This is a genomic window from Rhodococcus sp. IEGM 1307 (assembly GCF_030056915.1).
Lineage (GTDB): Bacteria > Actinomycetota > Actinomycetes > Mycobacteriales > Mycobacteriaceae > Rhodococcus_F > Rhodococcus_F opacus_D.
Genome location: NZ_JASHKW010000002.1, coordinates 454,008 through 479,177, shown reverse-complemented (window position 1 = coordinate 479,177; position 25,170 = coordinate 454,008). Strand labels below are relative to the sequence as shown.

The following is a 25,170-nucleotide window of genomic DNA, read 5'->3' as shown; positions in this document are numbered from 1 at the left end:
ACCACGGCCGGGTCGGCCCAGCGTTTCGATCAGGCGGATTCTGACCGCCCACGGGACGTTCCGGTTACCGTCGGGGTGTGCTGTTCTCGCAGATCGTCGCGACGTCCCGGAACGTGGGGGCCACGCGGTCGCGCAAGGTGAAGGTCGGGGCGCTGCGCGAGGTCCTCACCCAGCTGGAGCCGGCCGAGGTGGAACCGGTGGTGGCGTGGCTGTCCGGGGAGCTTCGGCAGGGACGGATCGGGATCGGCTGGCGGACGATCGCCGACATTCCCGCCACCCCGTCCGACGTCCCGTCCGTGACGGTGTCGGAACTCGACGGGACTGTCACCGCCGTCGCCGGGATCTCCGGTTCCGGATCCGCCGCCCGCCGACGCGAACTGCTCGCGGACCTCTTCGCCCGCACCACCGCCGACGAGCGGGACTTCCTGCTGCGACTGCTCACCGGGGACCTTCGCCAGGGCGCGCTCGAGGGGGTGATGACCGACGCGATCGCGGCGGCCGCCGATCTTCCCGTCGAACCGGTGCGCCGCGCGTTCATGCTGTCGGGAAGGCTGCCGGCGACGGCGGTCGCGGCGTTCGACGGCGGGGTCGACGCCCTCACCGCGTTCCGGCTGGAGGTGGGTCGACCGGTCCGGCCCATGCTCGCCTCCCCCGCCGAATCACTCACCGACGCGTGGACCGAACTCGGCGGCGACGTCAGCGTCGAATACAAACTCGACGGGGCGCGGATCCAGGTGCACCGCAACGGCGACGAGGTGCGCATCTTCACCCGCACGCTGCGTGAGATCACCGGCAGCGTGCCGGAACTCGTCGACCTCGTCGCCGGCCTGCCCTGCACGTCGGCGGTGTTCGACGGGGAGACGCTGGCACTCACCGACAGTGGCCGGCCCCGACCGTTCCAGGAGACGATGAGCCGCTTCGGAGCCGAGTCCGCCCGCGACCTGCTGCTGCACCCCTACTTCTTCGACTGCCTGCACCTCGACGGCGTCGACCTTCTCGACTCGCCGTTGGAGGAGCGGCTGGCGGCCCTGGAACGCGTTGCCCCGCAACACCGCATCCCCGGGCTGATCCGCCCCGACAGGGACGGCGCCGCCACCCATTTCGACGACGCCCTTGCCGCCGGTCACGAAGGGGTGATGGTCAAGTCGCTCGCCGCTCCGTATGCGGCGGGACGACGTGGCCGCGCCTGGCAGAAGGTGAAACCGGAGCACACGCTCGATTTGGTGGTGCTCGGCGCCGAGTGGGGTTACGGGCGGCGCACCGGCTACCTGTCCAACCTGCACCTGGGTGCGCGTGACCCGGACGGCGGCGAACCGATCATGGTGGGCAAGACGTTCAAGGGTCTCACCGACGCGTTACTGCAGTGGCAGACGGACGAATTCCCGCGTCACGAACGCAGCCGCGACGATCACACCGTGTATCTGCACCCCGACCTCGTCGTGGAGATCGAACTCGACGGCGTCCAGGTCAGTACGCGTTACCCCGGCGGGCTCGCGCTGCGGTTCGCGCGGGTCCTGCGCTACCGCCCCGACAAGACCGCCGCCGACGCCGACACCATCGACGCCGTGCGGGCCCTGCTGCCGGGCTGACGGCGCTCGCTCGTCCTGCGCGGCAAGCGTGTGCGCGGTAACCTCCCCGGCACAGATAAGGACGCCGTGCTGTGAGGGGGTCGACTGGTGAACTTCGTTTTCCGTTTCGTTCCGTCCCCCGTCGAGCGCACCGTTCGGAGGGCGGCCTCGGCCGCCGAGGGACCGGTCCGGGTCGCCGTGTGCGCCGTGACCGTGCCGATCGAGGTCGCGAAGACGTCGTTTCACATCCTCCGGCTCACCGAGGAACTGCTCGAGGAGGTCGTATTCCTGCTGCGGACGATGCGGCCGGTGGTCGAGGCGGTGAGCACCACCCAGCAGTCCGACAATTTCGACACGGTGTTCCGGACGCTCGAACAGATCCAGCAGTCGGCGGACGCGATCGCCCGCACCCCGATCGGTGTCGTCCGGAGCGTGTTCTCGCCGGCCCGTCCGTCACCCGAGCAGGTCGACTATCACCCCACGATCATCGACGCCGAGCCGCCGAAGCCGTCCGGTGTGGCGGTCCGGATCGCGTCCGTCACCGTGACGGCGCCGAGCATCACGTTCGGCAGGCCGAATCGCTGATCCAGGTTATCGCCCGGGAAAGAAGTCCGCGCTCTGCACGTAGTCCATCGCGGCGGTGAACGTCGGGTCGCTCATGCGCCTCGTCATCTCCGCCTCGTCGACGTCCTCGATGTGGGTCTGGACCCACCAGAGGTTGCCGAACGGGTCGCGGACGCGTCCCACGACGTCGCCCCAGAACAGGTGCGTCGCCTTCGTCACCAGCGTGCCGCCGGCGGCGACGGCCTGCGCGAGCACCGCCTCCGCGTCGTCGACGTACAGGCGGAGGAACCCGGGCGTCGGCGGCCAGTCGGGTCGCGCGTCGAACATCATCACGATGGCGTTCCCGATCCTCACCTCGGCGTGCCCGATGGTGCCGTCCTCGCCCACCATCCGTCCGAGTTCCTCGCCGTCGAACGCCGCCTTCACGTAGTCGATGAGCGCGGCGGTGTCGCGGGAGATGATCCACGGTGTGACGGTGGTGTAGCCCTCGGGAATCGGATCGACGGTCATGCGGTCCTCCTGCGTCGGCGAATCGGTTTCACTCACCGTAGAACCGATAGCGGTCAGCTTTGGTCCGCATTTGATCGCCCGGATACGCTCGTATCGTGTCCGAACACATCCTCGTCACCGGCGGATCCCGCGGCATCGGCGCAGCGGTGGTGCGCCTCGCCGTCCATCGCGGTTATCAGGTGACGTTCACGTTCCAGAACGACGACGAGGCCGCCGAGCAACTCGTCCACCACTGCGGTGTCCGCGCCACCGCCGTGCGGGCAGACGTCCGCAACGCGGATGAGGCCGTCGCCGTCGTCGATGCGGCCGACCAACGCGGTCAGCTGGTCGCCTTGGTCAACAACGCGGGGACCACCGGCGCGCTCGGCACGTTCCTCACCACCCCGGACGAGGTGGTGCGGGAGGTGTTCGACGTCAACGTCTTCGGGGCGATGGCCTACGCCCGCGCGGCCGCCGAGCACTGGATCCGAACAGGGCGCCCCGGCGTCATCGTCAATCTCAGTTCGATCGCGGCCCGCACCGGCGCACCGGGCGAATACGTCGGGTACGCGGCCTCCAAGGCGGCCGTCGACAGTTTCACGGTGGGACTCGGGCGGGAACTGGCGAGCGCGAACATCCGCGTCGTCGGCGTCGCTCCCGGTACGACGGACACCGACATCCACGCCGCTGCCGGCGATCCGGAACGACCCGGGCGAGTGGCCGGGAAGGTGCCACTCGGCCGGGTCGCGGAGCCCGAGGAGATCGCCGAAGCGGTGCTGTGGGCGCTGTCGCATCAGGCGTCCTACGTCACCGCCACGACCATCGACGTCGCCGGGGGTCTGTGACGCCTAGCGCCCTCGCGAGCCGACCCTCGGGACGAGCATCGGCACCCGCGAGCGGTAGGTGCGGTAGTCGTCGCCGAACGTGTCGACCAGGTCGTGCTCCTCGAAACGCACCGCCACCAGGATGAAGCCGGTGGTCCCGACGGCGAACAACAACCGGCCCCAGGTCATCGTCGGCGCCACCCAGAACGCGATGATGAAGCCGGCATACAGCGGGTGCCGGATCACCCGGTACATTACAGGTGTCCGAAAGTGACTGGGCAGAGCCGACTTTCCGCTCTGATTCCGCAGCACCTGGCGGAGCCCGAACAGGTCGAAGTGGTCGATGGCGAACGTCGCCGCCAGCACGAGGGCCCACCCGCCGAGCGACACGACGTAGATCACGACGCGGACCCAGTCGGTCTCCACGTCCCAGATCTGGTCGGGTAGCGGACGCCATTGCCACATCAGCAGCGCCAGCGCGGCCGTGGCGAACAGGACGTATGTCGAGCGCTCCATCGGTTGCGGGACGATCCTGGTCCAGCGTTTCTTGAACCAGGGCCTGGCCATCACCGAATGCTGCATGGCGAAAACCGTCAGCAGCGCCACGTCGATGACCACGGCGACGGCCACGGGGGCGGCGGGACCGTCGTTGATCGTGTGGGGCACCACGAGTCCCTCGACCCATCCGATCGCGTACAGGAACACGATCAGGAACGTCGCGTAGACGACCATTCCGTACACGGTGATCAGTGTTCGGGCGACACCACCTGTGCGATATTTCTGGTGTGCTTCGACCATCTCGGCCATGATGTTCTCTCCGATCCATGGGTTTCCCCCGACGCTCCGAAGTCTCCGATCAGGCGAGGTGCGGAACAAGGAACCCTGGGGTGGGAGTCGCCGCACCCCGGCGACCGTGTCGGATCGGTTGACTACTCTGTGGCCATGCTTCCCGGGGACTTGCGCGACATCGACGTGGCGTCGATCAAGGCGGTCCTCGGCACCACCACCTACACCCGCGGCGAGCAGTACGCCCGCGACCACGCGGTGATCCAGATGTCGTGGGATCCGGCGGCCAAGGAGCTGTGGGGTGAGGTGGCAGGAACGGCGAGGGAGCCGTACTCCGCGTCGGCCTTCATCGTCTCCAGCAGCGGCCGCACCGTGTACCGGTACGGGATCTGCACGTGTCCGGTCGGCATGAACTGCAAGCACGTCGCCGCCCTGCTGATCACCGCGATGAAACAGGCGAGGTCCCAGGCCCAGGCGGCGGTCGCGCCCACCTGGGAACGCTCGCTCGGCTCCCTGCTCACCGCCGATCCCTTCGGCGACTCCGGCCGCCGTTCGCCGCTCGCCATCCAGTTCCGGGTCCAGGCGTCGGCCGCCGACGCGGCGCCTCAGTTGCTGGTGCGGCCCGTCCAACCGGGCAGCAAGGGCTGGATCGTCGGCGGGCTGGCGTGGAACAAGCTGGGCAGCCAGTTCCAGCATCCCGCCGAGCAGATCCGGGTGCTGCACGAGATTCATCTGCTGTCCGTCGGGGGTCTGACGTACCGCCGCCAGAACCACACCGATCTCGATCTCGGCGTCTTCCCCAGCCGCCAGCTGTGGTCGCTGCTCGACGAGGCGGCCCGGGTCGGTGTGGAGCTCATCCACTCCTCCAAGCGGGTGGGCGCGCTCACCCCCTACCGCTCGGCGGAGGTCTGCCTCGACGCCACCCGCGACGATTCCACCGGCGCTCTCGTCGTGCGCCCGGTGGTCCGCGTCGACGCCGAACCCGTCGACGCAGTGACCGTCGGCTTCATCGGAGTCCGGGCCCACGGCCTGTTCTACGTCGACGCAGACGACCGCATACACCTCGCGCGCCTCGACTCCGTCGTGCCCGGCCCCTTGCAGGATCTGGTGCGCCGCCGCACGCCCATCGAGGTTCCCGCCGCCGAAGAAGCCCGTTTCCTGACGGACTTCCTGCCGAAGTTGCGCAACCTTGCCACGGTGATCTCCTCGGACGGCTCGTTCGTCCCACCCGAGATCTCCGAGCCCACCCTGGTGATGCGGGCGGAGTATCTCCCCGACCACGAGGTCGCCGTCGACTGGGAATGGTTGTACACCGTCGGGGACGACGAGCACCGTGCGCCGCTGTCGGCCCGGACCCCCGGCGACGAGTACCGGGACGACGCCCGCGAGCGCGCACTTCTCGACGAGCTCGACATCGCCTGGGACAGATACGGGTTGGGGTCGGGCGGTCCGGAAGCGACGGCGCTGCGCGGACTCGACACGATGCGGTTCACCACCGAGGTCCTGCCCCTGCTCCACGGCAAGTCCGACGTGTCGATCGACGTTTCGGGCGAACCCGCCGACTACCGGGAGGCCGGCGATTCCCTGGCCATCGGGGTGTCCGTCACCGCATCCGAGGGCGGCACCGACTGGTTCGACCTCGGCGTCACCCTCACAGTGGAGGGCCGGGACGTGCCGTTCGACCAGGTCTTCTCGGCGCTGGCCGCGGGGAAGACCGAGTTGCTGCTGCCCGACGGCGCCTACTTCTCCCTCGACAAACCCGAACTCCACACGCTGCGGAAGCTGATCGACGAGGCGCGGGCCCTCCGCGACCGCGCGGACGGGACGTTGCGGCTGAGCCGTTTCCAGGCGAGCCTGTGGGACGAGTTCGCCGCGCTCGGCACCGTCGAACGTCAGGCGACGCAGTGGCGGCAGCAGGTGGACGGCCTGCTCGCGCCCACCACCATCGGGCCCGCGGAAGCCCCGAGCACGCTGGACGCCCAGCTGCGTCCGTATCAGCTGGAGGGTTTCCGCTGGCTGGCCTTCCTGTGGGAGCACGGGCTGGGCGGCATCCTCGCCGACGACATGGGGCTCGGCAAGACGCTGCAGGCGCTGGCGTTGATCTGCCATGCGCGGCAGTCGAATCCGACCGCGCCGCCGTTCCTCATCATCGCGCCGACCAGTGTTGTGTCGAACTGGGAGTCCGAATCGGCGCGCTTCGCCCCGGACGCGACCGTCGTCGCGATCTCCGACACCCGATCCCGGCGGCGCGTTCCCTTCGACGAGCTGGTCGAGGGCGCCGACATCGTCGTCACGTCGTACACCCTGTTCCGCTTGGAGTTCGAGGCGTATGCCGAGTCCGCGTGGTCGGGGATGATCCTCGACGAGGCCCAGTTCACCAAGAACCATCAGTCCAAGATCTACCAGTGCGTCCGACGGCTCGAGACTCCGTTCAAGCTGGCGATCACCGGCACGCCGATGGAGAACAACCTGATGGAGCTGTGGTCGCTGCTGTCGATCACCGCCCCGGGACTGTTCCCGAATCCGGCCCGGTTCACCGACTACTACCGCAAGCCGATCGAGAAGCAGGGCGACACGGAACTTCTGGCGCAGCTGCGCCGCCGGGTGAAGCCGCTGATGCTGCGCCGCACCAAAGAGCAAGTGGTGAAGGATCTTCCGGCGAAGCAGGAGCAGGTGCTCGACGTCGAACTGCACCCACGGCACCGCAAGGTCTACGACACCCACCTGCAGCGTGAGCGGCAGAAGATCCTCGGACTGCTCGCCGACGTCGACAAGAACCGCTTCACGATCCTGCAGTCGCTCACCCTGCTGCGGCAGCTGAGCCTCGACGCGGGTCTGGTGGACGCCGAGTATCACGACGTCCCGTCCGCGAAGGTGGACGCCCTGCTCGAGCAGCTCGCGGACGTCGTCGCGGGCGGTCACCGGGCGCTGGTGTTCAGCCAGTTCACCGGGTTCCTCGGCAAGATCCGCGACCGGCTCGCGGACGCCGGGATCGCGCACAGCTATCTCGACGGCAGCACCCGGCGTCGCGGCGACGTGCTCCGCGAGTTCAAGGAGGGCGCCGCCCCGGTGTTCCTGATCAGCCTCAAGGCCGGCGGCTTCGGGCTGAACCTCACGGAGGCCGACTACTGCTTCATCCTCGACCCGTGGTGGAACCCGGCAACGGAGGCTCAGGCCGTCGACCGGGCGCATCGCATCGGGCAGACGCGGAACGTGATGGTGTATCGGCTGATCGCGAAGGACACGATCGAAGACAAGGTGATGACGCTGAAGGCGAAGAAGTCGGCGCTGTTCGCGAGCGTGATGGACGCCGACTCCCTGCTCAGCTCCAGCCTGGACGCCGACGACCTCCGCGGGTTGTTCGAGTAGTCCCCGAGGCGCGGGGGCCTTCGCCGATGTCGGAGAGTCCTGGTAGGAACATGACTGGTCATACCGAGCGAGGAGGGCGCCGTGAGCCGCAACAGCCAGCAGAACCGTGCCGCACGCAAACGCAAGAAACAGCAGCGTAGCGGCACCCGCCAGCATCGTGAGTTCCGTCCCGACTTCGACGCCGAATCGTTGGTGTTCGCGGGAATCGAGTTCGCTTTCGGGCCGTCGGCGAATGCGGAGTCGCTGCGCCGGACGGTCGGCCAGTTGGCAGCACTCGACGGTTCCGGATCTGCGGCGGCTCTCCTCGATCGAGCCTCGCAGATGATCCACGCGTCGATGGACCACGCGTTCGACTCGGGGTGGCAGCCGCTGGAGCTGGTGCACGCGGTGCGCCGGGAATTCGGTGCGCGCACCGCCCTGCTAACGGTTGCTGCGATCGGTTCGCATGCAGGCCGCACCTCGGCGCACAAGAGCGCACCCGCACTGTGGCGCGAGCAGCTCGACGAGCTGAACATCGGCCCGGACGACGCACCTGCCCGCGGCCGGTTATCGGCCTGGCGTGCCGCGGAGAACGCCGATCCGACGGACACCTGGACGGCGATCCTGTCGCTTCTCGGCTTCTGCAGCTATCTGATCCCCATGACGCCCCTGATGGCCACCCCACCGAACTGGGTCGCCGGGGCGGCGGCGTCACGGCCCGCCAAGCACGGTCCCGAACCCAAGGTGCTGTCCCGAATCCGCGGCCTGCTGGCCAAGGCCGAAGCAACCACGTTCGCCGAGGAGGCAGCGACCCTCTCGGCGAAGGCGCAGGATCTCATGACCCGGTATGCGATCGACAGCGCCGTGGTCGACGCCGAGGCGCACACCTCACTGAGCGATCAAGTAGTCACGCGCCGACTGCTCGTCGACAACCCGTACCACGAAGCGAAAGTGCAGTTGCTGAACTGTGTCGCGGACTCCAACAGCGTCCGTGTCCTCTGGCATCAACGATTCGGCCTCGTCAGCATGGTCGGGATGCCGATCGACCTGGACCTGTGCGAAATGCTGTTCACTTCGCTGCTCGTTCAGGCTTCTCACGCGTTGAGTGTGGCGGGCGGTGACCGGGTGAAGCGCTCACCCAGCTTCCGCCGCTCATTTCTGCTCGCGTTCGCCTCCCGGATCGGGGAACGGCTGGCGATCGCCCGGGAACAAGCCGGCCGCGACGCATCCAGTCAGTACGGCAAGGAGTTGGTGCCGATCATGACCGAACGCACCGAGGCGGTGGGTTCGGTGTTCGAGAAACAGTTCCCGTCCGTCGTCACGACGTCGCATTCGGTGACCAACGCACACGGATGGCAGGCGGGGCGCGTGGCCGCAGAGTTGGCAGACCTCAGCGGTGGGCGGGAGCGAATCGCCGAATGAGTCAGGGCACGATGGGACCGATGTCCATCACCGCCGACGTTCATCGGCTTCTTCGCCTTCGCCAGGACCCCACAGCCTGAACATTTCTGCCCTGGATGTGTTCGCGCAGTTCGGTTTTCACATGGTGATCGCGACCCCGCCCGAGTTACTCGGCACACGGACCAGGAATGCATACGCTGGCCGTACGCCCGGATGAGACTCATCGTCACCTTCAATCCGCGCCAGTAGTTGCGGCTGCCGACTGCTCTCCGCGTCCGGACAGCAAGTAATGTCCGATCCATGCCTCGTTACACGATTGCCCTGCGGAACAACGCCACACCTGATGCGCCGGCGTCCGTGAGCCGCCATGTGCCGTTCTACTGCGCGCACGAGGCGGCGGGCGCGGCGTGGAATCGGGCGCTCGTCGAGGCGTGCGGCGACCTGCTCGACCCGGTCACGCAGACCGCCGTGGTGAACGTCGTCAGCAACTTCGGACGCGAACTGTTCACCGGCGACGCGGACGTCGTCGTCGCCCTGGACCGGATCGGCACCACCTCGCTGACCTTCCTGATCACCCTCCACCAGGACGGCGTGCAGGCCGCGGAGCTGACCGTCGTACTCGTGCACCTCGATTCGAGCCGGGTGAACTCGGCGCCGTGGTCGCCGGCGCAGATCGCGGCGCTCGAGGCGTTGCGGAGCGCTCCGGTCGTCGCCTGACCTCGATCGATCGAAGTTTCAACGAAGCCTGATCTGGGCATGTGATGCGTATGAGTATCGAAGACGGGCCCGGTGACACGCTGAGCCCCAGCGAGAGCCTGGACTCCGACGACGTGCGCAACAACGACGGCGACGACGTCGTCGATCCGCCCGACGGGTGGAGTGAGGCCGACAAGTTCGGCACCACGGCGCGCGAGGAGCGGGAGGGTGAGTCCCTCGACGAGAAGTTGTCGGAGGAAGAGCCCGACGTGATGCTCGAGGAGCAGAGCGAGGTGTCGTTGGCGGATCTCCCCGACGACCAGCTGAGCGAGGACGTCGACCGTGTCATCGACGAGGAGGACATCGACATTCCGGTGTTCGGAAACAAGCACGCCGACGTGGTCGAGGGCGTCATCGTGCAGGACTCGCGCACCGACCGGGGGCAGATCGACGGGTCCGCGGAGGACGGCGATTCGTTCTTCACGGTCCTGGACTGACGGCAGCAGCGTCAGCCGCGCTGCGTTTCCCGGCCGTAGCGCAGGTAGAGAAAGTCGTCGTTGATCAGAGCATGCTCGAGTGAAAGTGTGCGCGGCGCTTGCACTGTCGGGCCAGACGATGCGGGCAGTGTTTGCGGACCGGCCAATCGCGGGGCGAGGGTCAAGCACATCTCGTCCACCAGATCGTGTGTGACGAGATCGTGGAGGAGGGTGGGGCCGCCCTCGCACAGGATTCGGCCGAACCCGCGGTCCCGCAGAGCGGCCATGAGGGCAGGCATCTCGACGCTGTCGTCACCCGCCACGACGATGTCCGCCGACTCCCCGAGTGCTGCCCCGCGTGTTTCTGCCACCCGTCGGGTGGTGACGACGATCGGCCTGACACCACCCGCGAACAGTGGTGAACCGGGGGGAAGATTCCCCGTTCGTGTCACGACGGCAATCGGTGGTGGTGTGTCGAGTCCCCACCGTTCGAGTCGATACCGCGCCTGTTCCTCCGTCAGCTGCACCGGTCCGTACGTTTCGGCGCGGACGGTGCCGGCCCCGACCAGAACCACGTCGGCATACGCACGCATCGCACGCAGGAGTTGGTGATCCACCTGGTCGGACAGGGGCCGGACGCGTCCGCCGAACGCCGCCGCACCGTCCAGGCTGGCAACCATGTTCACCCGTACCCCGTCCGGCGGGTCACGGTAGAACTCCTCCGCCGGCACCTCGTCGGAACCGCTGCTCAGCTTGCGCATCTGCGGCATCACGCCTCGTGCCCGGGTTCGAGGTCGCGCAGTCCGAGAAAGTGACCAACTGCCCGAGGTCGTCCGGGGCGGATCCGGTCTCCGGTGCGAGGAGGAACGCGACGTGGTCACCCAGCTCGAGTCGTTCGAGGATTCGGCCGCTGAACCACGCCGGTGAATTGTCCAGGATCGGCAGCCCGTGGGGGCCGGGATGCCAGTCGCACCGGGCGAACTTGTCGATCTCGTCCCCGGTCTGGGCGCCGAAGAGCGTCGCGAGCGCGACGTGGTCACGGGTCAGGAGGTGCACCGCCAGACGCTCCGCGCGCGACGCCACCGAAAAGGTGTGATTCTTGTTGGACAGTCCGACCAGGAAGCGCGGGGGGGTGATGCTGACCTGCGACGCGAACCCGACGAGGCACCCCGACATCTCGTCTTCCGACCGTGTGGTCACCACGAACATCGGATAGTTCAGGAGCGCGACGACGTCCTCGAAAGCCTGACCGGCATCCCGATCAGTTGCGTCGATGTCCCCGGTGCGATCGGCCATGGGTCCTTCCTAACAGATTCCGGCCGGGAAGCGTCCGACGTGGTACTTCGCGTCCGACGCTTACTCGAAGGCGGTAGCCGCACCGCAGCGCCTAGACTGGGCAGGATCGCACTCGCGACAGCCACCGAAAGGCCCGACATTACTCAATCCTCCGCTCCGCATGACGTCTACTTCGTACCCCCGGAGCAGGAGACCGCGGACGCCGTTGCCCATGCCTCCGCCGCCGCGGCGTCGAGATTGCGCGACCGCGCCGACGTGGTCCGGTTCAAGGGCCGCTTCGCGCTGCCGATCACGCACACCACGCCGCACGAGGCGATGGTCGAGGACTTGCTGTTCGTCCGCGACGTCCTCGACGGCGCAGGGATCGAGTACCTGCTGGTGCGGGGCAACGACGAACGCCCGGTCATCGCGGTCAATTGGGCGCAGCGCAAGGCGTTGCGGGCGGCCCTGGTCGCCGCGTGCGAGGACCGACCGTTCTACTCCAAGACCGTCGACGCCAAGGGCCCCGCGGTCCCCGTCTCCGACGGCAGCCTGTCCGCGACGTCGAAGGCCCGCATCTTCCGGCTGTTCCGTCCGCGCGTGCACCTGGCGAGCGGCCTGAGTTACGGGGCGTCGACGGGGGTGCAGATCGAGCTGTGGTCGATCAGCGACGACGAGATCGTGCTGCCGATGGAGAACTCCCTGACCCGGCGGGTGGTGCGCTCGGAGGAGGCGGTCCGCGGCACCGTCGAGCGGTTCGGACGGGTGTGGCCCACCATCGAGAACATGTTCGCCGACCATGCGTCGGACATCAATTTCGACGTCGACCTGGTGTTCTCCTGGGTGGACGGCTCGTCCGCGGAGTTCCAGGCGCAGCGCGCCAAGCGGATGCAGAGCTACGTGGTCGGTGAGGGTGACGATTCCGCCGCCCGGTTCCGGCAGATCGACGAACTCAAGTACGCGCTGCGCTCGGTGCACATGTACGCGCCGTGGATCCGCCGCATCTTCGTCGCCACCGACTCCGACCGTCCCGCGTGGCTCGCCGACGACCCGCGGGTCACGTTCATGCCGAGCGAGGAGTTCTTCGCCGACCCGTCGGTGCTGCCCACCCACAACTCGCAGGCCGTCGAGAGCCAGCTGCACCACATTCCCGGTCTCGCCGAGCATTTCCTGTATTCCAACGACGACATGTTCTTCGGCCGTTCGGTGGGTCCGCAGATGTTCTTCTCCCCCGGCGGCATCACGATGTTCATCGAGGCGACCACCCGAATCGGGTTGGGCCACAACGACGACGAGCGCAGCGGTTTCGAGAACGCGGCCCGGGTGAACCGCCGGCTGCTGCAGGACCGCTTCGGTCTGATGACCACCCGGCACCTCGAACATGCCGCCACCCCGCTCCGCAAGAGCGTGATGGAGGAGATGGAGAAGGAGTTCCCCGACGAGTTCGCCGCCACGGCCGCAAGCACTTTCCGTGCCAGCTCCAACATCTCGGTGACGAACTCGCTGTATCACTACTACGCGTTGATGAGTGGCCGCGCGGTGGTGCAGACGGCGGCGCGGGTGAAGTACGTCGACACGACGATGAAGTCGGGGCTCCGCGACATGGACTCGTTGCTCGCGAAGCGGTCGATGGACTTCTTCTGCCTCAACGACGGCAGCGCACCCGAGATCGACCTGGAGTTGCGGACCAGGAAGGTGACGCAGTTCCTGGAGAACTACTTCCCCATCCCGGCGCCGTGGGAGACCGGCGTCTGATCAGACGGCGGGAAACGCGTCTTCCGGACGCTCGCCCTCGTCGTAGACCGTTGCGGGAGAACCGATGAGGAGCGGGTCGGGGGTGCCGACCACCCGCGGGTCCTTGCCGGTGTAATCGAATTTGTGGAGCACCCAGCGGATCGCCTCGATCCGCGCCCGCTTCTTGTCGTTCGATTTCACGACGGTCCACGGCGCCTGCGGGGTGTCGGTGTAGAAGAGCATCGCCTCTTTGGCCTCGGTGTAGGCGTCCCACTTGTCGAGGCTCGCGAGGTCGGTGGGTGACAGCTTCCACTGCTTGACGGGGTCGGTGCTGCGGGACACGAACCGGGCGTGCTGCTCCTCCCGGCCCACCGAGAACCAGAACTTGACGATGTGAATGCCCGACTGCACGAGCATCCGCTCGAACTCCGGCGCAGACCGGGTGAACTCCAGGTACTCGTTGGGGGTGCAGTAGCCCATGACGCGTTCGACGCCGGCCCGGTTATACCAGGAGCGGTCCATCATCACGATCTCCCCGCCCGCGGGCAGGTGCTGGACGTACCGCTGGAAGTACCACTGGGTGCGTTCGCGTTCGGTGGGCTTCTCCAGGGCCACGACCCGAGCGCCACGAGGGTTGAGGTGTTCGGTGAACCGCTTGATCGCGCCACCCTTGCCGGCCGCGTCCCTGCCCTAGAAGATGATGACGAGCTTCTCGCCGTTCTCCTTCACCCAGGCCTGGAACTTGAGCAGCTCGATCTGCAGTTTCCGCTTGCGGTTCTCGTACTGCCGCCGCGTCATCTTCTCGTCGTACGGGTAGCCGTGCCGCCACGGTTCGTCCGTGTCGTCGATGGCGTGTTTGCGGCCGGACTTGCGCAGCAGCTCCCCGATCTCGTCTATCTCCGGTGTCACGTCGATCTGACCGGCACGCGCGAGTTCGAAGGCGTCGGGATCGTGCAATTCGTCCACACAGCAAGACTACCGCCGCGAGGCCTCGCCGTCCGGGCTCATGAGATCGTGGACCCATGAGCATCGACCACATCGTTTCCGCGCTCGACTCGACGGTCGCGGCCGAGCTCCGGACCGCCCTCGACGGGTCGCCGATCGTCACCCTCGACGGAATGGTGCTGCCCGACCCCGCGCGCGACGCGGTGCTCGAACTGCTCACGCTTCTCGCCGACGGGCAGAGTGTGGCGCTCGGTGCGGTCGCGGACCTGCTCACCACGTCGCAGGCCGCGGAGATCCTCGGCGTCTCCGACACCTATGTGCGCCGGCTCGCCGACTCCGGCGCGCTGCCCATCGAGATGCGCGGCACCCACCGCCGGTTCCGGCTCTCCGACGTCATGGCGTACCGGGAGAAGTTCCCGCGCAGGGGCTGACTACACCCGCACCCGCGTGACGGCCTTCTCACCGGTGTCGGGGATCCGCACGCCCTCGGCCGCGAGCCGCTGCTCGGTTTCCTCGGCGGTGACGTATTCGCCGACGGTGTCGTAGCTGCCCATCGGGACCACCGAATGCACGATCGTCTCCGGGTACACGTGCACCAGGTTGTAGCCCTGGGCGCCGTCGCGCCCGCGCAAAGCCCCGGCCGGGACGTTGAGGTCCTGGGTGTAGCAGGTGGCCGACGCGACCGAGACGGGGATGCCCGCGAACGTCGCCGTCGTCGAGTAGTGCAGATGTCCCGCGAGGATCGACCGGACGTCGCTGCCGCGGAGAACGTCGGCGAGACGCGGCTGATCACGCAACTCCACCAGCACCGCAAGGTCGAGCACGCACGGCACCGGCGGATGATGCAGCGCCAGGATGGTCCCGTGCGGCGCCGGAACCGCGAGCTGCTGTGCCAGCCAGATCAATTGACTCTCGGAGATCTCCCCGTGGTGATGCCCGGGCACCGTCGTGTCGAGGGTGACGATGCGCAGTCCGTCGACGTCGTACACGTGATCGATCGGCTCGTACGACGGTTCCTGCCCGAGCAGTTCCGTCCGGAAGTGGCCGCGGTCGTCGTGGTTGCCCATCGCCCAGATCACCTGCGCACCGAGCGACGCCGCGACCGGTTCGACGATCGCCCGCAGCTTCTCGTAGGCGCCCGGCTGACCGCGGTCGGTGAGGTCGCCGGTGAACACCAGGGCGTCCGGGCGGGCGTGCGACGACTCGATCTCGGTGAAGATCTGCCGCAGGGTGGCCTCGCTGTCGACGGCCCCGTACAGCAGGTCGTCGTCGACGAGATGGGTGTCGCTGAGGTGCAGCACGAAATGTGACGGTCGCGGATACTCGGCCGTCCGTATGTCGGCTGCCTCGGTGCCGCTCATCGGTCTCTCGCTTCCGCTCGCCCCGACGGGGGGCAGGTGCCCGGGTGGACGCCACTGTTTGTCCACCCTAGCCAAGCGCACTCCGGTCACCTCCCGGGGCACGCGCGGTGGCCGGACGGTGAACGGTGGGGCACGTCGTCAGTTTCGTGCGTGGTGCGGTGCGCGCGCCTCCGGACCGGCGGGCGGGATCATCGCGGCCAGGTTGGCCTGGGCCTCGAACCGGGCGCGCTCGTCGCCGTCGTCCGCCGCTGCCGCGTCCTTGGCCGCGGTGAGGAACGGGCGGACCAGGTCGAGGGGCATCGGGAAGACGACGGTGGAGTTGTTCTCGCCGCCCATGGCGCTGAGGGTCTGCAGGTAGCGCAGCTGCAGCGTCGTCGGGTTGCGGCTGATGACGTCGGCGGCCTCGACGAGTTTCGCGGAGGCCTGGAACTCGGCTTCGGCGTTGATGATCTTGGCGCGGCGCTCGCGTTCCGCCTCGGCCTGCCGGGCGATGGCCCGCTGCATGTTGGCGGGGATCTCGACGTCCTTGATCTCGACGGTGGTGACCTTCACACCCCACGGCTCGGTCTGCTGGTCGATGACCTTCTGGAGGTCCTCGTTGAGGCGTTCCCGCTCGCCCAGCAGGGCGTCGAGGTCGGCCTTGCCGAGGATCGAGCGCAGCGTGGTCTGGGCGATCTGCAGGGTGGCGGCCAGGAAGTCCTCGACCTCGACGATCGCCCGGTCGGCGTCGACCACCCGGAAGTAGGCGACGGCGGTGACCTTGGCAGGCACGTTGTCGTGGGTGATCACTTCCTGAACGGGGATCTTGAGGGTCACGGTCCGGAGGCTGACCCGTTCCATCCGGTCGATCGCCGGGATCAGCAGCACCAGTCCCGGGCCCTTCAGGTCGACCAGCCGGCCCAGCCGGAACACGACGGCCCGCTCGTACTCGCGCAGCACCCGGATCGAACTGCTCGCGACGACGGCGAGGAGGGTGATGACGACGCACATGATGACGATGATGGTGGTCATAATTCGAGCTCCCAGGGTTCGCGGCGGCGCACGGTGAGGGTGAGTCCGCGGATCTGCTCGACGATGACGGAATCGCCCGCGGTCGGTGTCTCGTCGTCCCCGAACAAGGTTTGCGCCTTCCACAGGCTTCCGGCGGCCTCGACCTGACCTTGCCGTCCCTTCCAGTTGCGGACGGTGGCGTCGGATCCGATGAGGGATTGCATCCCGGTGCGCACGGGCGCGTGCCCGGCGGCGAGCGCCTTCCGGCCGCCCACCACGGCAAGACCCACTCCGACCACCGCGACTCCGGCGGCCGCCGGGATGGCGATCATCTGCGCGGTGTCACTCGAGGTGAACAGCAGCCACACCCCGGCCCCGACGAACAGTGCCCCGAGCCCGCCGAGCACACCCGCCGTCGGTGCGTGTGCCTCCACGACGATCAACAGCACACCCAGCACCAGCGCCAGCACGCCCAACGCGGTCATCTCGCATCACCCACGATCACGCTTCGCGAGGACCCGGTCGCATCGCATAGCCACTCGGCGATCGAGCCCTCAGTTCAACGGTAAGCGCAGGTCGACGGCAATGCCACCGGCAATTTCCGGCGGGGGTTCAACGAATGACCAACCTTGTTGACGTCCTCTCGGCCGTGAACGACCGAGATTCCCCTCGAGACTCACGTCCCGAGGTTCCTGTTTCACCGACAGTCGCCTCCCCGCACGTTAGGTGCGAGGTGGTCTCACACCATCTCCGCAGGCTGCCACCGCCAGTCCGACGGCCAAAATATTCCTCGCCGCATTCACATCCCGATCATGGACGACGCCGCATCGGCACGTCCACACCCGCACGTTCAGCGGCATCGTCGACGTGACCTCCCCGCACACCGAGCAGGTCTTCGACGACGGATAGAACCGGTCGATCACCACCACCCGCCGCCCGTACCAGTCGGCCTTGTACTCGAGCATCGACCGGAACTCGGACCAACCCGCATCCGAGATCGCCCGAGACAACGACCGATTCTTAACCATGTTCCGCACACTCAGATCCTCGATGGCGATCACTTGATTTTCGCGCACCAGCCGAGTGGAGAGTGTGTGCAGATAATCGCGACGCCGATCGGCGATCCGGCCATGAATCTTCGCGACTTTCAGTCGGGCCTTGGCCCGGTTCCGGGACCCCTTCTCCTTCTTGGCCAGCACCCGCTGCGCCTTCGCTAGCCGCGCACGGTCCCTGCCCTCGTGGCGCGGGTTGGTGATCTTCTCCCCCGTCGAGAGCGTGTAGAGGCTGGTGATCCCGGCGTCGAGCCCGACCACCCGATCCGTCGACGGGGGCTCGGTGATCGTGTCCTCGACGAGGATCGAAATGTGGAACTGACCGCGAGCATTGCGCGACACCGTCACCTGCGACGGCACGGCCCCCTCCGGCAGTGGCCTCGACCACCGGATATCCAGCGGTTCGGACTGCTTGGCCAACCGGATCCGCCCGCCGCGGTAGCTGAAGCAGTTCGAGTAGTAGGTCGCCGAATCCTTCGACTGACCCTTCTTCTTGAACTGCGGGTAGCGGGACTGCTTGCGCCAGAACCGGTCGAACGCCCCCTGCAACTGCCGCAGCGCCTCCTGCAACGGCCCCTTCGACGGCTCCGACAACCACTCGGTCTCGGTGTCCCGCTTCCATCCGGTGAGCATCTTCGAGGTGTCCGCGTAGGTCACCCGTCGCTGCTCCTGCGACCAGGCACGCGAGCGCTCGGCCAACGCCCGGTTGTAGACATACCGGGTGCACCCGAACGTCCGAGCAAGCTGTTCCGCCTGCACTGCAGTCGGATAGAAGCGGTACTTGAACGCCCGCTTCACCACCCTCCCCGCCATAACCCAGACACTAGCCACACCGTCCGACAAACCCAGATCAATTATCCCGGACCTGAAGGACCTGGTTTGCGCCGAAAGACTCACGGATCACGGAGATCCCGGCGACGCCCCGACCGTGCCGCCGCCGTTGGAGGAGGTCGCCAATCCGGCCCGCCCGTCCGCTGCCGAGGAGGCCCGGACAGTCGCGGCCACCACGGACGTAGGCACCCTCGCCAGCCTGACCAGGGACGGCGACCCGTGGGCGTCGTTCGTCACCTACGGTCTGCTCGACGGCTCCCCCGTGCTGTGTGTGTCGCAGATGGCCGAGCACGGCCGCAACCTCGCACACGACCCACGCGCCAGCATCGCGATCGTCGCGCCGAACCCGCCCGCCGATCCGCTGGCCAGCACCCGCATCACCCTCGCCGGGTACGTCTACCGCCCGGAAGGCGACGAACTCGCCGCCGCCCGCGAGGCGCACCAGGCGGCCATCCCGGCAGCGCACATCTACATCGACTTCAGCGACTTCTCGCTCTGGGTACTGCGCGTGCTGCGGGTGCAGCGCATCCGGCGGCTACGGGCGAATGGACTCCGCGACCGCCGAGTCCTACGCCCCCGCCACCGTGGATCCGGTCACCCCGTCCGCCGGCCGGGCGATCGAATCACGGTAAGCGCAGGTGGGCGGCAATGCCACCGGCAATTCGCGGCGGCGTACCGTTCAACGAATGACCAACACAGATCACGGAGATCCCGGTGACGCCCCGACCGTGCCGCCGCCGCTGGAGGAGGTCGCCAACCCGGCCCGCCCGTCCGCTGCCGAGGAGGCCCGGACGGTCGCGGCCACGACGAACGTTGGCACCCTCGCTAGCCTGACCAGGGACGGCGACCCGTGGGCGTCGTTCGTCACCTACGGTCTGCTCGACGGCTCGCCCGTGCTGTGTGTATCGCAGATGGCGGAGCACGGCCGCAACCTCGCACACGATCCCCGCGCCAGCATCGCGATCGTCGCGCCGAACCCGCCCGCCGATCCGCTGGCCAGCACCCGCATCACGCTCGCCGGGTACGTCTACCGCCCGGAAGGCGACGAGCTCGCCGCCGCGCGGGAGGCGCACCTCGCGGCCGTCCCGGCGGCGCACGTCTACATCGACTTCAGCGACTTCTCCCTCTGGGTGCTGCGGGTACAGCGTGTGCGGTGGGTCGGCGGCTACGGGCGAATGGACTCGGCGAGCGAAGAGTCCTACGCCGCCGCGACAGCAGACCCCGTCACCCCGCATGCCGGCCAGGCCATCGAGCACCTCAACGCAGACCACTCCGACGCCCTCCGCGCGATGGCCCAGGCGCTCGGCGGCTTCCCCGACGCGAAGACGGTCACCTGTGAGGGCGCCGACCGCTATGGACTGGACCTGCGCGTCACCACCCCCCGCGGCGTGGCCGTGACCCGCGTCGGCTACGCAGAGCCACTCGACTCGATCGACCAGTTGCGTGCGGCGACAGTCGCTTTGACAGATCAGGCCCGGGCACTCACCGGTCGGTGAGCACGTGACGCCTGGGGTGTCTCCCTCCCCGACCGACCCGCCCGGATGAGAGCGGCGAGCTTCGTGCTCGCCGCTCTCGCGCACTACGCGACTGAGTGACCATGTATGCCTCGAGGCAACCTCCGGTCGCAGCCGCTCGCCTCGGCATCCGCCCGGCTTCGCCCTTCCACGTCCGACGCAATTGCAGCCGGTTCAGGGTACGAATCGGTGATTACCGGTGCCGCATCCGACGTGCGTGTAGGAAACGCTGCGGCAGTGGTGTTGTCACGAGGGCAGCTACCGCAATGGGAGTCCGTTCTTGTCCTTCGGTTCGCCTGCGAGGAGGACGATGCCGTCGATGACGGGCCAGATCCACGCGACGAAGAGCCACATTCCCAGGCTGACGACCGTGAGCACGATGTTCACGATCAGCATCGCGAACCCCAGCCCCGTGTGGCCGGCGTAGAAGCGCCCGGCACCGAAGTACCCGAAGAAGATACTGAGCAGCCCGGCAGCAAGCTTCGTCTTGTGCGAGTACGGCAATCCCGTCACGGGGTGGTAGCCGTACGCCGTCGGCTGGTGCAAAGCCCACCCCGGCCCGAAGTTCTGACCTGGATGCGCCAAGGGCTGCTGCCCATACGGCTGCTGCGCACCATACGGCTGTTGAAATTGGTCGCCGTACGGGCGCTGAGGCTGAGTCATGGAGGGCTGTCCTTCGCCGATGTGGATGCGGATTCGAGCGTGGGGCAGGCAAACGGGCTGAGCCAGCAGTACCGACATCTCCCACTGCGACCGAACTCATCGCAATATGTTCACCGCACATTTGATAACACCGATACCGCGGCCGCGGTATCGGTTGTCTGACCGTATCTCGTGAGCACATGAACCGATCTCGTCGGATTCGACCGACGCCAAGACTCTCCGACCGCTGACGTAACGTGGCGCGAGTGACACCACTCGACCCCGTCGACGTCGCCGGTCGCGTAGTACAGCTCCTCGAGTCCGGGCGTCGTGAATCGACCTACAAGTTGGCGACGTTGCTCGCGCTGGTCGATATTTGCGTCGAGAACACGGCCGCCTCGGACGGCAGTCTCACGGTGCCTGTCAACGAGATCACTCATCGAATCGTGGCGTACTACTGGCCTCAGGTTCGCGTCTTCAACCATCGTGGCCGACTGTCTCAGAACAAGAGCGGCCGATCGATACCGGACCGGATCGCCGACGTTCGCGTCCAGCTTGCTGCCGAGAATCTGAGTACCGCCGAGGCCGCACGCGAAGCGGAGCACCCAGACTACGTCCGACTCATCCGGTCACTGCGACCTACCGTCGCGCAACAGCCGCTCACGCATCTTCAAACGGTCCCCCACGTGCGCGATCGTGACATTCGTGACGACTTCCTCTTCGACGCATCGGGTTTCCACAAGAAGATGACGGTGGGCGCCGTCGACCGCATCGGCACGATCACCCTGCGGCCCGGCATACCGGAGGGCCTGCGTCGCACCTCCGCGCTACTTCGTGGCTTTATCCGGACCGCGTGGACCCACGACGTCGTCGCCTTCAACCGCGCTGAGCTCGACGCGGAAGACCTGGACGGCTTCCTGTTCGGCACGGATCGCACTGCGTTGCGGTCCCTGGTGGAACCCTTGCGTGACCTCCAGGACGACCTCTGCTTCTACTGCGGCGGGCGGATGGCCGGCGATGTCCATATCGACCACGTGGTGGCGTGGTCGATGATCCCGATCGACGGTGTCGCCAACCTGGTCGCGGCCGACAGCCGATGCAACCTTGACAAGTCGGCGAGCATCCCGGTTCGCGCCCATGTCGACCGAGCGCTCGAGCGACCACACCTCACCGAGATTGCACGCATTACGCGGCTTCCGCTGCTGTATCGACGGACCTCATCCGCGGCCGACGGCGTGTTCGCATCCTTGCCCGTCGGCGCACTTCTCTGGCGCGGGGTACGCGACTACGAGCCGCACACGGCCTGAGTCACTCCCGTCGGAACAACTGCAGCCATCGTGGAGGCGGATGCGGCGGCGCATTAGATCGGCCACCCGCGTCGGCGACCGCCCTGAAGACCAACAGACGATCACGACCCGGGTGCAAGGTTCCGCCGGTGCTGTCGATCCGGTAGCAGCTGCTCGACACCCCACACGGGCGCCGGGTCGGCGACGACGTCGCTGGTGTGGCTGTGGTGTCATTCCTCGACCCTGCAGAGTACTCATCCTTTCGGGTCCTACGGCGGTCGTGCATCTTGTCGACAACTAAGGTCGCTTAGCGATTGGGGCACATTGACTGTCGGTGCATCAGATCGGTACGACGGGGGGTGAACCCATGAGAACGACCACTGCACGAGCTGCCTCGCAGCGCCCACACGAATGTCCGCTGCCGATGTGCACTAGTCGATCGGTGCTCCCCAGATTTCGGGGTTTCACATCTCGCGGGGATCGCTTGGAGAGGTAAGCCCCGACAGATCCGCCTTTCGTGCCCGGTCGAGCTCAACCGATGAGCGTGATAAGAATTCGACATGGGAATCGACGATCTCCAGTCACTGGTATCGAACTTCTCCGAGCGCCGAGACTGGTCTCAATTCCATACCCCGAAGAACCTTGTGATGGCGCTCAGCGGCGAAGTCGGCGAGCTCACCGAGATCTTTCAGTGGCTGACTCCCGAGCAAAGCGGAGCAGTCGGTCAGGATGCGAAGACGCGTGCGCATGTCGAGGAAGAGGTCGCCGATGTCTTCATCTACCTGCTGCGGCTGGCTGAGGTCCTGGACATCGACCTCGCCGAAGTCGTGAGGAGGAAGGTCGAGCTGAACGACAAGAAGTACCCGGAAGAGGAGTCGCGGGGCAGGGCGACGAAGTACACAGAACTGGGGGAAAGCTGATGTCGCTCGTCGCGCTGCACCCCGCTGGCAGCGAGGAATCGCAGAGGCACTAGCAAGACGCGGTCGCGACTCGGTGTCACGCGCCGTTTGTGTCCGGGTCGCGGCACCGATCACCGGCCGACTGACAGTAGCCAACAAGGTCGGTGATGCGGGCGCGGGCGATGGTGCCGCCGAACTGGTCACAGCCAAACGTCCCCCTAGACAGCCGACCCGGCGTCGGTAGCCGCCTGAAGTACCGGTCTTATCACACCTGACCACAGCATGTGTGCCCATGGCGACCCGTATCCGAGAACCGAGAATGACCACTTTCGTCCGAACGTGGCGTGCTGGCAAACAATTGGTGGAAGCTGCCACGGCTTGGACTTCGCGGGCCATTCGGCTGACACGGCACACCGCTGCACGAGCAGAGTATGCAACTCGGCTAATCTGTGTGTTGCGGCCCGACGGACTTCCGCTGTGATTCACAGCCACGGACATGCCCCCACCCGCACGAGTTGATTCGTGCTGCCCGGGGGACCCCACTGTGACCTTGCTTCGTACCTCTGCCGACAGAATCGTCGGCATGGCTCATCCCGAGTCCTTGGCTGAACAGCTTCTTGAACAGATGCTGTTTCGGACCGGTCGCCGGGCGAGCGACGCAGAGCAGAAGTCCTGGAGTCGCAGCCTCCCAGTTCTGGCCCGCGACTTAAGCGATGCAGGGCTAGGCAGCGTGGAGATGCTCGTCGAATACCACCTCCCACTGACTTCGCAACGGGCCGATGTCGTGCTCGCCGGCACTCATCCGAAAACGGGTGAGCCGTCGTATGTGGTCGTCGAACTTAAACAGTGGTCAGCGGCACATCGCTACGAAGACAGCGTGGAACTCGTCGACGTTCCAGGCATGCCAGGCGGGCCGAAGCTGCACCCCGTTGCTCAGGTGAAGGGCTACTGCGACTATCTCTCCGACTTCGCAAAAGCACTCGCCAATCAGCCCGACGCGCTCGCGGGGATCGCATACCTTCACAACGCCACCGACCCCGGCGCAGTCGCTGATCTGCGAGCCTTCCCTGTAAGCACGACCGCACGACTGTATACAGCCGCAGACCGGGGCGACATGGTCGAATTCCTCAAGACACGTTTGTCCGCCACGACAGGCCACACCGCAGGCGACACCCTAATTCGCTCCGCGGTCGCTCCATCGCAGCAGCTCCTCAAGGTTGCGGCCGCTGAAGTCCGCGACCGACCACAGTTCCATCTACTGGGCGAACAACAGCTCGCCGTCGACCTGGTCTTGCATTCCGTCGAGCAGGCGCGCGCCAGCGATGGCAAACGCATCATCATCGTCACAGGCGGGCCAGGCAGCGGCAAGAGTGTGATCGCGCTGTCTCTCGTCGGCGAGCTCGCTCGACGTGGCCGGACGGTCCTGCATGCAACCGGGTCCCGATCATTCACGCAGACGCTCCGGAAGGTGGCTGGCGCGCGTGCCCCGCGAGTGCAGAAGATGTTCAAGTACTTCAACCAGTTTATGACGGCAGACCGCAATGGGCTCGACGTGGTCGTACTCGACGAGGCCCACCGTATCCGCGAAACGTCCGTTGACCGGTACACCAAGGCAGAGCTGCGAACCGACCGGCCTCAGATCGACGAGCTGATCGCCGCCGCGCGCGTGCCGGTGTTTCTCCTGGACGAACATCAGGTGGTTCGCCCAGGAGAAATGGGCTCGCTGGAGCAGATCCAGCGTCACGCCGATACCCTCGGTCTTACGACGCAGCACGTACACCTCGGCGAACAGTTTCGTTGCGGTGGCAGTGAAGAGTACGTGCTTTGGGTCAAGCGCCTTCTTGGGCTAGTCGAGGGAGGTCCGTGCGCGTGGAGGGGTGATCCGCAGTTCGCGGTTCGCGTTGCCAATACACCACTAGAACTAGAGCATCTCCTCTCACAGCAGCAAGAGCGCGGCTACACCGCCCGAATGACAGCCGGCTATTGCTGGCCGTGGAGCGACGCAAACAAGGATGGCTCGCTACCCGCCGATGTCCAGATCGGTGACTGGTCACGGCCGTGGAACAGTAAGAGCGACAGACGCCTCGGTGATGCACCACCAGCACCATTGTGGGCCACCGAGGAGGGTGGTTTTGATCAGGTCGGGTGCGTCTACACCGCCCAGGGATTCGAGTACGACTGGAATGGAGTCATTCTTGGGCCCGATCTCGTGTGGCGCGACTGCCAGTTCAAAACTGTACGCTCTGCAAATCGGGACCCCGATATGCGAAACTTAAAGAAGGTCAGCGATATCCGATTCAACAAACTGGTTCGCAATATCTATAAGGTGCTACTCACCCGCGGGATGGTGGGCACTGTCATCTACTCGACGGACGAGGAGACACGCAACGCTCTCCACGCACTGGTGAGCGAAAATAGCTGAGCCACAGCACTGCCGAAACAAAATACTGTACACACGAGCACGGCCCGACAGGCTTCCGCTTCAGGAC

21 protein-coding genes and 3 pseudogenes are annotated in these 25,170 nt (G+C 66.6%); 14 read left to right on the top strand and 10 right to left on the bottom strand.

The genetic code is table 11. From position 1 onward, the window contains the following. Positions 1-77 precede the first annotated feature (77 nt). Together QM841_RS05990 and QM841_RS05985 are read left to right on the top strand one after the other, a co-directional pair. Entirely contained in the window at positions 78-1,589 is a 1,512-nt protein-coding gene (locus tag QM841_RS05990) for an ATP-dependent DNA ligase (protein ID WP_283331273.1), read from the top strand. Positions 1,590-1,676: 87 nt separating this feature from the next. Beyond that, on the top strand, positions 1,677-2,153 hold the full coding sequence (locus QM841_RS05985; protein ID WP_283331272.1) for a hypothetical protein: 477 nt from the start codon (positions 1,677-1,679) through the stop codon (positions 2,151-2,153). Between the two features lie 6 nt (positions 2,154-2,159). Here QM841_RS05985 and QM841_RS05980 read toward each other — a convergent pair whose 3' ends face one another. Beyond that, complete coding sequence (locus QM841_RS05980; RefSeq protein ID WP_283331271.1) at positions 2,160-2,642, bottom strand: VOC family protein; 483 nt, start codon at positions 2,640-2,642, stop codon at positions 2,160-2,162. 95 nt (positions 2,643-2,737) lie between these two features. Here QM841_RS05980 and QM841_RS05975 point away from each other — a divergent pair, with 95 nt between their 5' ends. Next, positions 2,738-3,466 carry an SDR family NAD(P)-dependent oxidoreductase gene (locus QM841_RS05975; protein ID WP_283331270.1) on the top strand — a complete coding sequence of 243 codons (729 nt, stop codon included), beginning with the start codon at positions 2,738-2,740 and terminating at the stop codon, positions 3,464-3,466. Positions 3,467-3,469: 3 nt separating this feature from the next. On the opposite strand, the gene mddA is transcribed toward QM841_RS05975, so the two are convergent. Continuing rightward, positions 3,470-4,252, bottom strand: coding sequence for a methanethiol S-methyltransferase (mddA, locus tag QM841_RS05970; RefSeq protein WP_283331269.1), 783 nt, complete (start codon positions 4,250-4,252; stop codon positions 3,470-3,472). Between the two features lie 135 nt (positions 4,253-4,387). Between mddA and QM841_RS05965 the strand changes: the two genes are divergently transcribed. The 4 genes from QM841_RS05965 to QM841_RS05950 all read left to right on the top strand — a co-directional run bounded on the left by QM841_RS05965 (position 4,388) and on the right by QM841_RS05950 (position 10,173). Beyond that, positions 4,388-7,600 carry a DEAD/DEAH box helicase gene (locus QM841_RS05965; protein ID WP_283331268.1) on the top strand — a complete coding sequence of 1,071 codons (3,213 nt, stop codon included), beginning with the start codon at positions 4,388-4,390 and terminating at the stop codon, positions 7,598-7,600. 81 nt (positions 7,601-7,681) lie between these two features. Continuing rightward, complete coding sequence (locus QM841_RS05960) at positions 7,682-9,001, top strand: DUF2786 domain-containing protein (RefSeq protein ID WP_283331267.1); 1,320 nt, start codon at positions 7,682-7,684, stop codon at positions 8,999-9,001. A 279-nt stretch (positions 9,002-9,280) separates the two neighbouring features. Further along, positions 9,281-9,697, top strand: coding sequence for an acyl-CoA thioesterase (locus QM841_RS05955; RefSeq protein WP_283331266.1), 417 nt, complete (start codon positions 9,281-9,283; stop codon positions 9,695-9,697). Between the two features lie 44 nt (positions 9,698-9,741). Next, positions 9,742-10,173: a hypothetical protein gene (locus QM841_RS05950; RefSeq protein ID WP_009474337.1), complete on the top strand. Its 432-nt coding sequence runs from the start codon at positions 9,742-9,744 to the stop codon at positions 10,171-10,173. Between the two features lie 11 nt (positions 10,174-10,184). Here the strand turns inward: QM841_RS05950 and QM841_RS05945 are convergent, their stop codons facing one another. Further along, positions 10,185-10,922, bottom strand: coding sequence for a pyrimidine reductase family protein (locus tag QM841_RS05945; protein ID WP_283331265.1), 738 nt, complete (start codon positions 10,920-10,922; stop codon positions 10,185-10,187). After that, positions 10,922-11,448, bottom strand: a pseudogene (locus QM841_RS05940) (flavin reductase family protein). Before QM841_RS05940 ends, QM841_RS05945 begins: the two are co-directional and overlap by 1 nt. A gap of 39 nt (positions 11,449-11,487) precedes the next feature. Between QM841_RS05940 and QM841_RS05935 the strand changes: the two are divergent. Then, positions 11,488-13,182, top strand: a complete 1,695-nt coding sequence (locus tag QM841_RS05935) for a stealth family protein (RefSeq protein WP_283331264.1) — start codon at positions 11,488-11,490, stop codon at positions 13,180-13,182. Here the strand turns inward: QM841_RS05935 and ppk2 are convergent. Continuing rightward, positions 13,183-14,127: pseudogene (ppk2, locus tag QM841_RS05930) on the bottom strand (polyphosphate kinase 2). Between the two features lie 56 nt (positions 14,128-14,183). Here ppk2 and QM841_RS05925 point away from each other — a divergent pair. Continuing rightward, positions 14,184-14,537 (top strand): helix-turn-helix domain-containing protein, encoded by a 354-nt coding sequence (locus tag QM841_RS05925; RefSeq protein ID WP_016883007.1) that lies wholly within the window; start codon positions 14,184-14,186, stop codon positions 14,535-14,537. On the opposite strand, the gene QM841_RS05920 is transcribed toward QM841_RS05925, so the two are convergent. From QM841_RS05920 to QM841_RS05905, 4 genes are all read right to left on the bottom strand, one after another. Continuing rightward, positions 14,538-15,467, bottom strand: coding sequence for a phosphodiesterase (locus tag QM841_RS05920; protein ID WP_283331263.1), 930 nt, complete (start codon positions 15,465-15,467; stop codon positions 14,538-14,540). Positions 15,468-15,605: 138 nt separating this feature from the next. Further along, positions 15,606-16,478 (bottom strand): slipin family protein, encoded by an 873-nt coding sequence (locus tag QM841_RS05915; RefSeq protein ID WP_283331262.1) that lies wholly within the window; start codon positions 16,476-16,478, stop codon positions 15,606-15,608. After that, on the bottom strand, positions 16,475-16,942 hold the full coding sequence (locus QM841_RS05910) for an NfeD family protein (protein WP_050787262.1): 468 nt from the start codon (positions 16,940-16,942) through the stop codon (positions 16,475-16,477). Before QM841_RS05910 ends, QM841_RS05915 begins: the two co-directional genes overlap by 4 nt. A 237-nt stretch (positions 16,943-17,179) precedes the next feature. Beyond that, entirely contained in the window at positions 17,180-18,307 is a 1,128-nt protein-coding gene (locus QM841_RS05905) for an RNA-guided endonuclease InsQ/TnpB family protein (RefSeq protein WP_491930939.1), read from the bottom strand. Positions 18,308-18,383: 76 nt separating this feature from the next. Between QM841_RS05905 and QM841_RS05900 the strand changes: the two are divergent. Continuing rightward, positions 18,384-18,963 (top strand): annotated as a pseudogene (locus tag QM841_RS05900) (HugZ family pyridoxamine 5'-phosphate oxidase); the annotation flags it as partial. Positions 18,964-19,026: 63 nt separating this feature from the next. Continuing rightward, a complete protein-coding gene (locus QM841_RS05895) occupies positions 19,027-19,836 on the top strand; it encodes a HugZ family pyridoxamine 5'-phosphate oxidase (RefSeq protein WP_283331260.1) in 810 nt (269 codons plus the stop codon). 276 nt (positions 19,837-20,112) lie between these two features. On the opposite strand, the gene QM841_RS05890 is transcribed toward QM841_RS05895, so the two are convergent. Then, complete coding sequence (locus QM841_RS05890; protein ID WP_164062411.1) at positions 20,113-20,517, bottom strand: TM2 domain-containing protein; 405 nt, start codon at positions 20,515-20,517, stop codon at positions 20,113-20,115. A 245-nt stretch (positions 20,518-20,762) separates the two neighbouring features. Here QM841_RS05890 and QM841_RS05885 point away from each other — a divergent pair, with 245 nt between their 5' ends. The 3 genes from QM841_RS05885 (at position 20,763) to QM841_RS05875 (ending at position 25,103) form a co-directional block, all read left to right on the top strand. Further along, entirely contained in the window at positions 20,763-21,803 is a 1,041-nt protein-coding gene (locus tag QM841_RS05885; RefSeq protein WP_283331259.1) for an HNH endonuclease, read from the top strand. A gap of 539 nt (positions 21,804-22,342) precedes the next feature. Beyond that, on the top strand, positions 22,343-22,702 hold the full coding sequence (locus QM841_RS05880) for a nucleotide pyrophosphohydrolase (protein WP_164062409.1): 360 nt from the start codon (positions 22,343-22,345) through the stop codon (positions 22,700-22,702). A 523-nt stretch (positions 22,703-23,225) separates the two neighbouring features. Next, complete coding sequence (locus QM841_RS05875) at positions 23,226-25,103, top strand: DNA/RNA helicase domain-containing protein (RefSeq protein WP_349307389.1); 1,878 nt, start codon at positions 23,226-23,228, stop codon at positions 25,101-25,103. Positions 25,104-25,170: the final 67 nt, after the last annotated feature.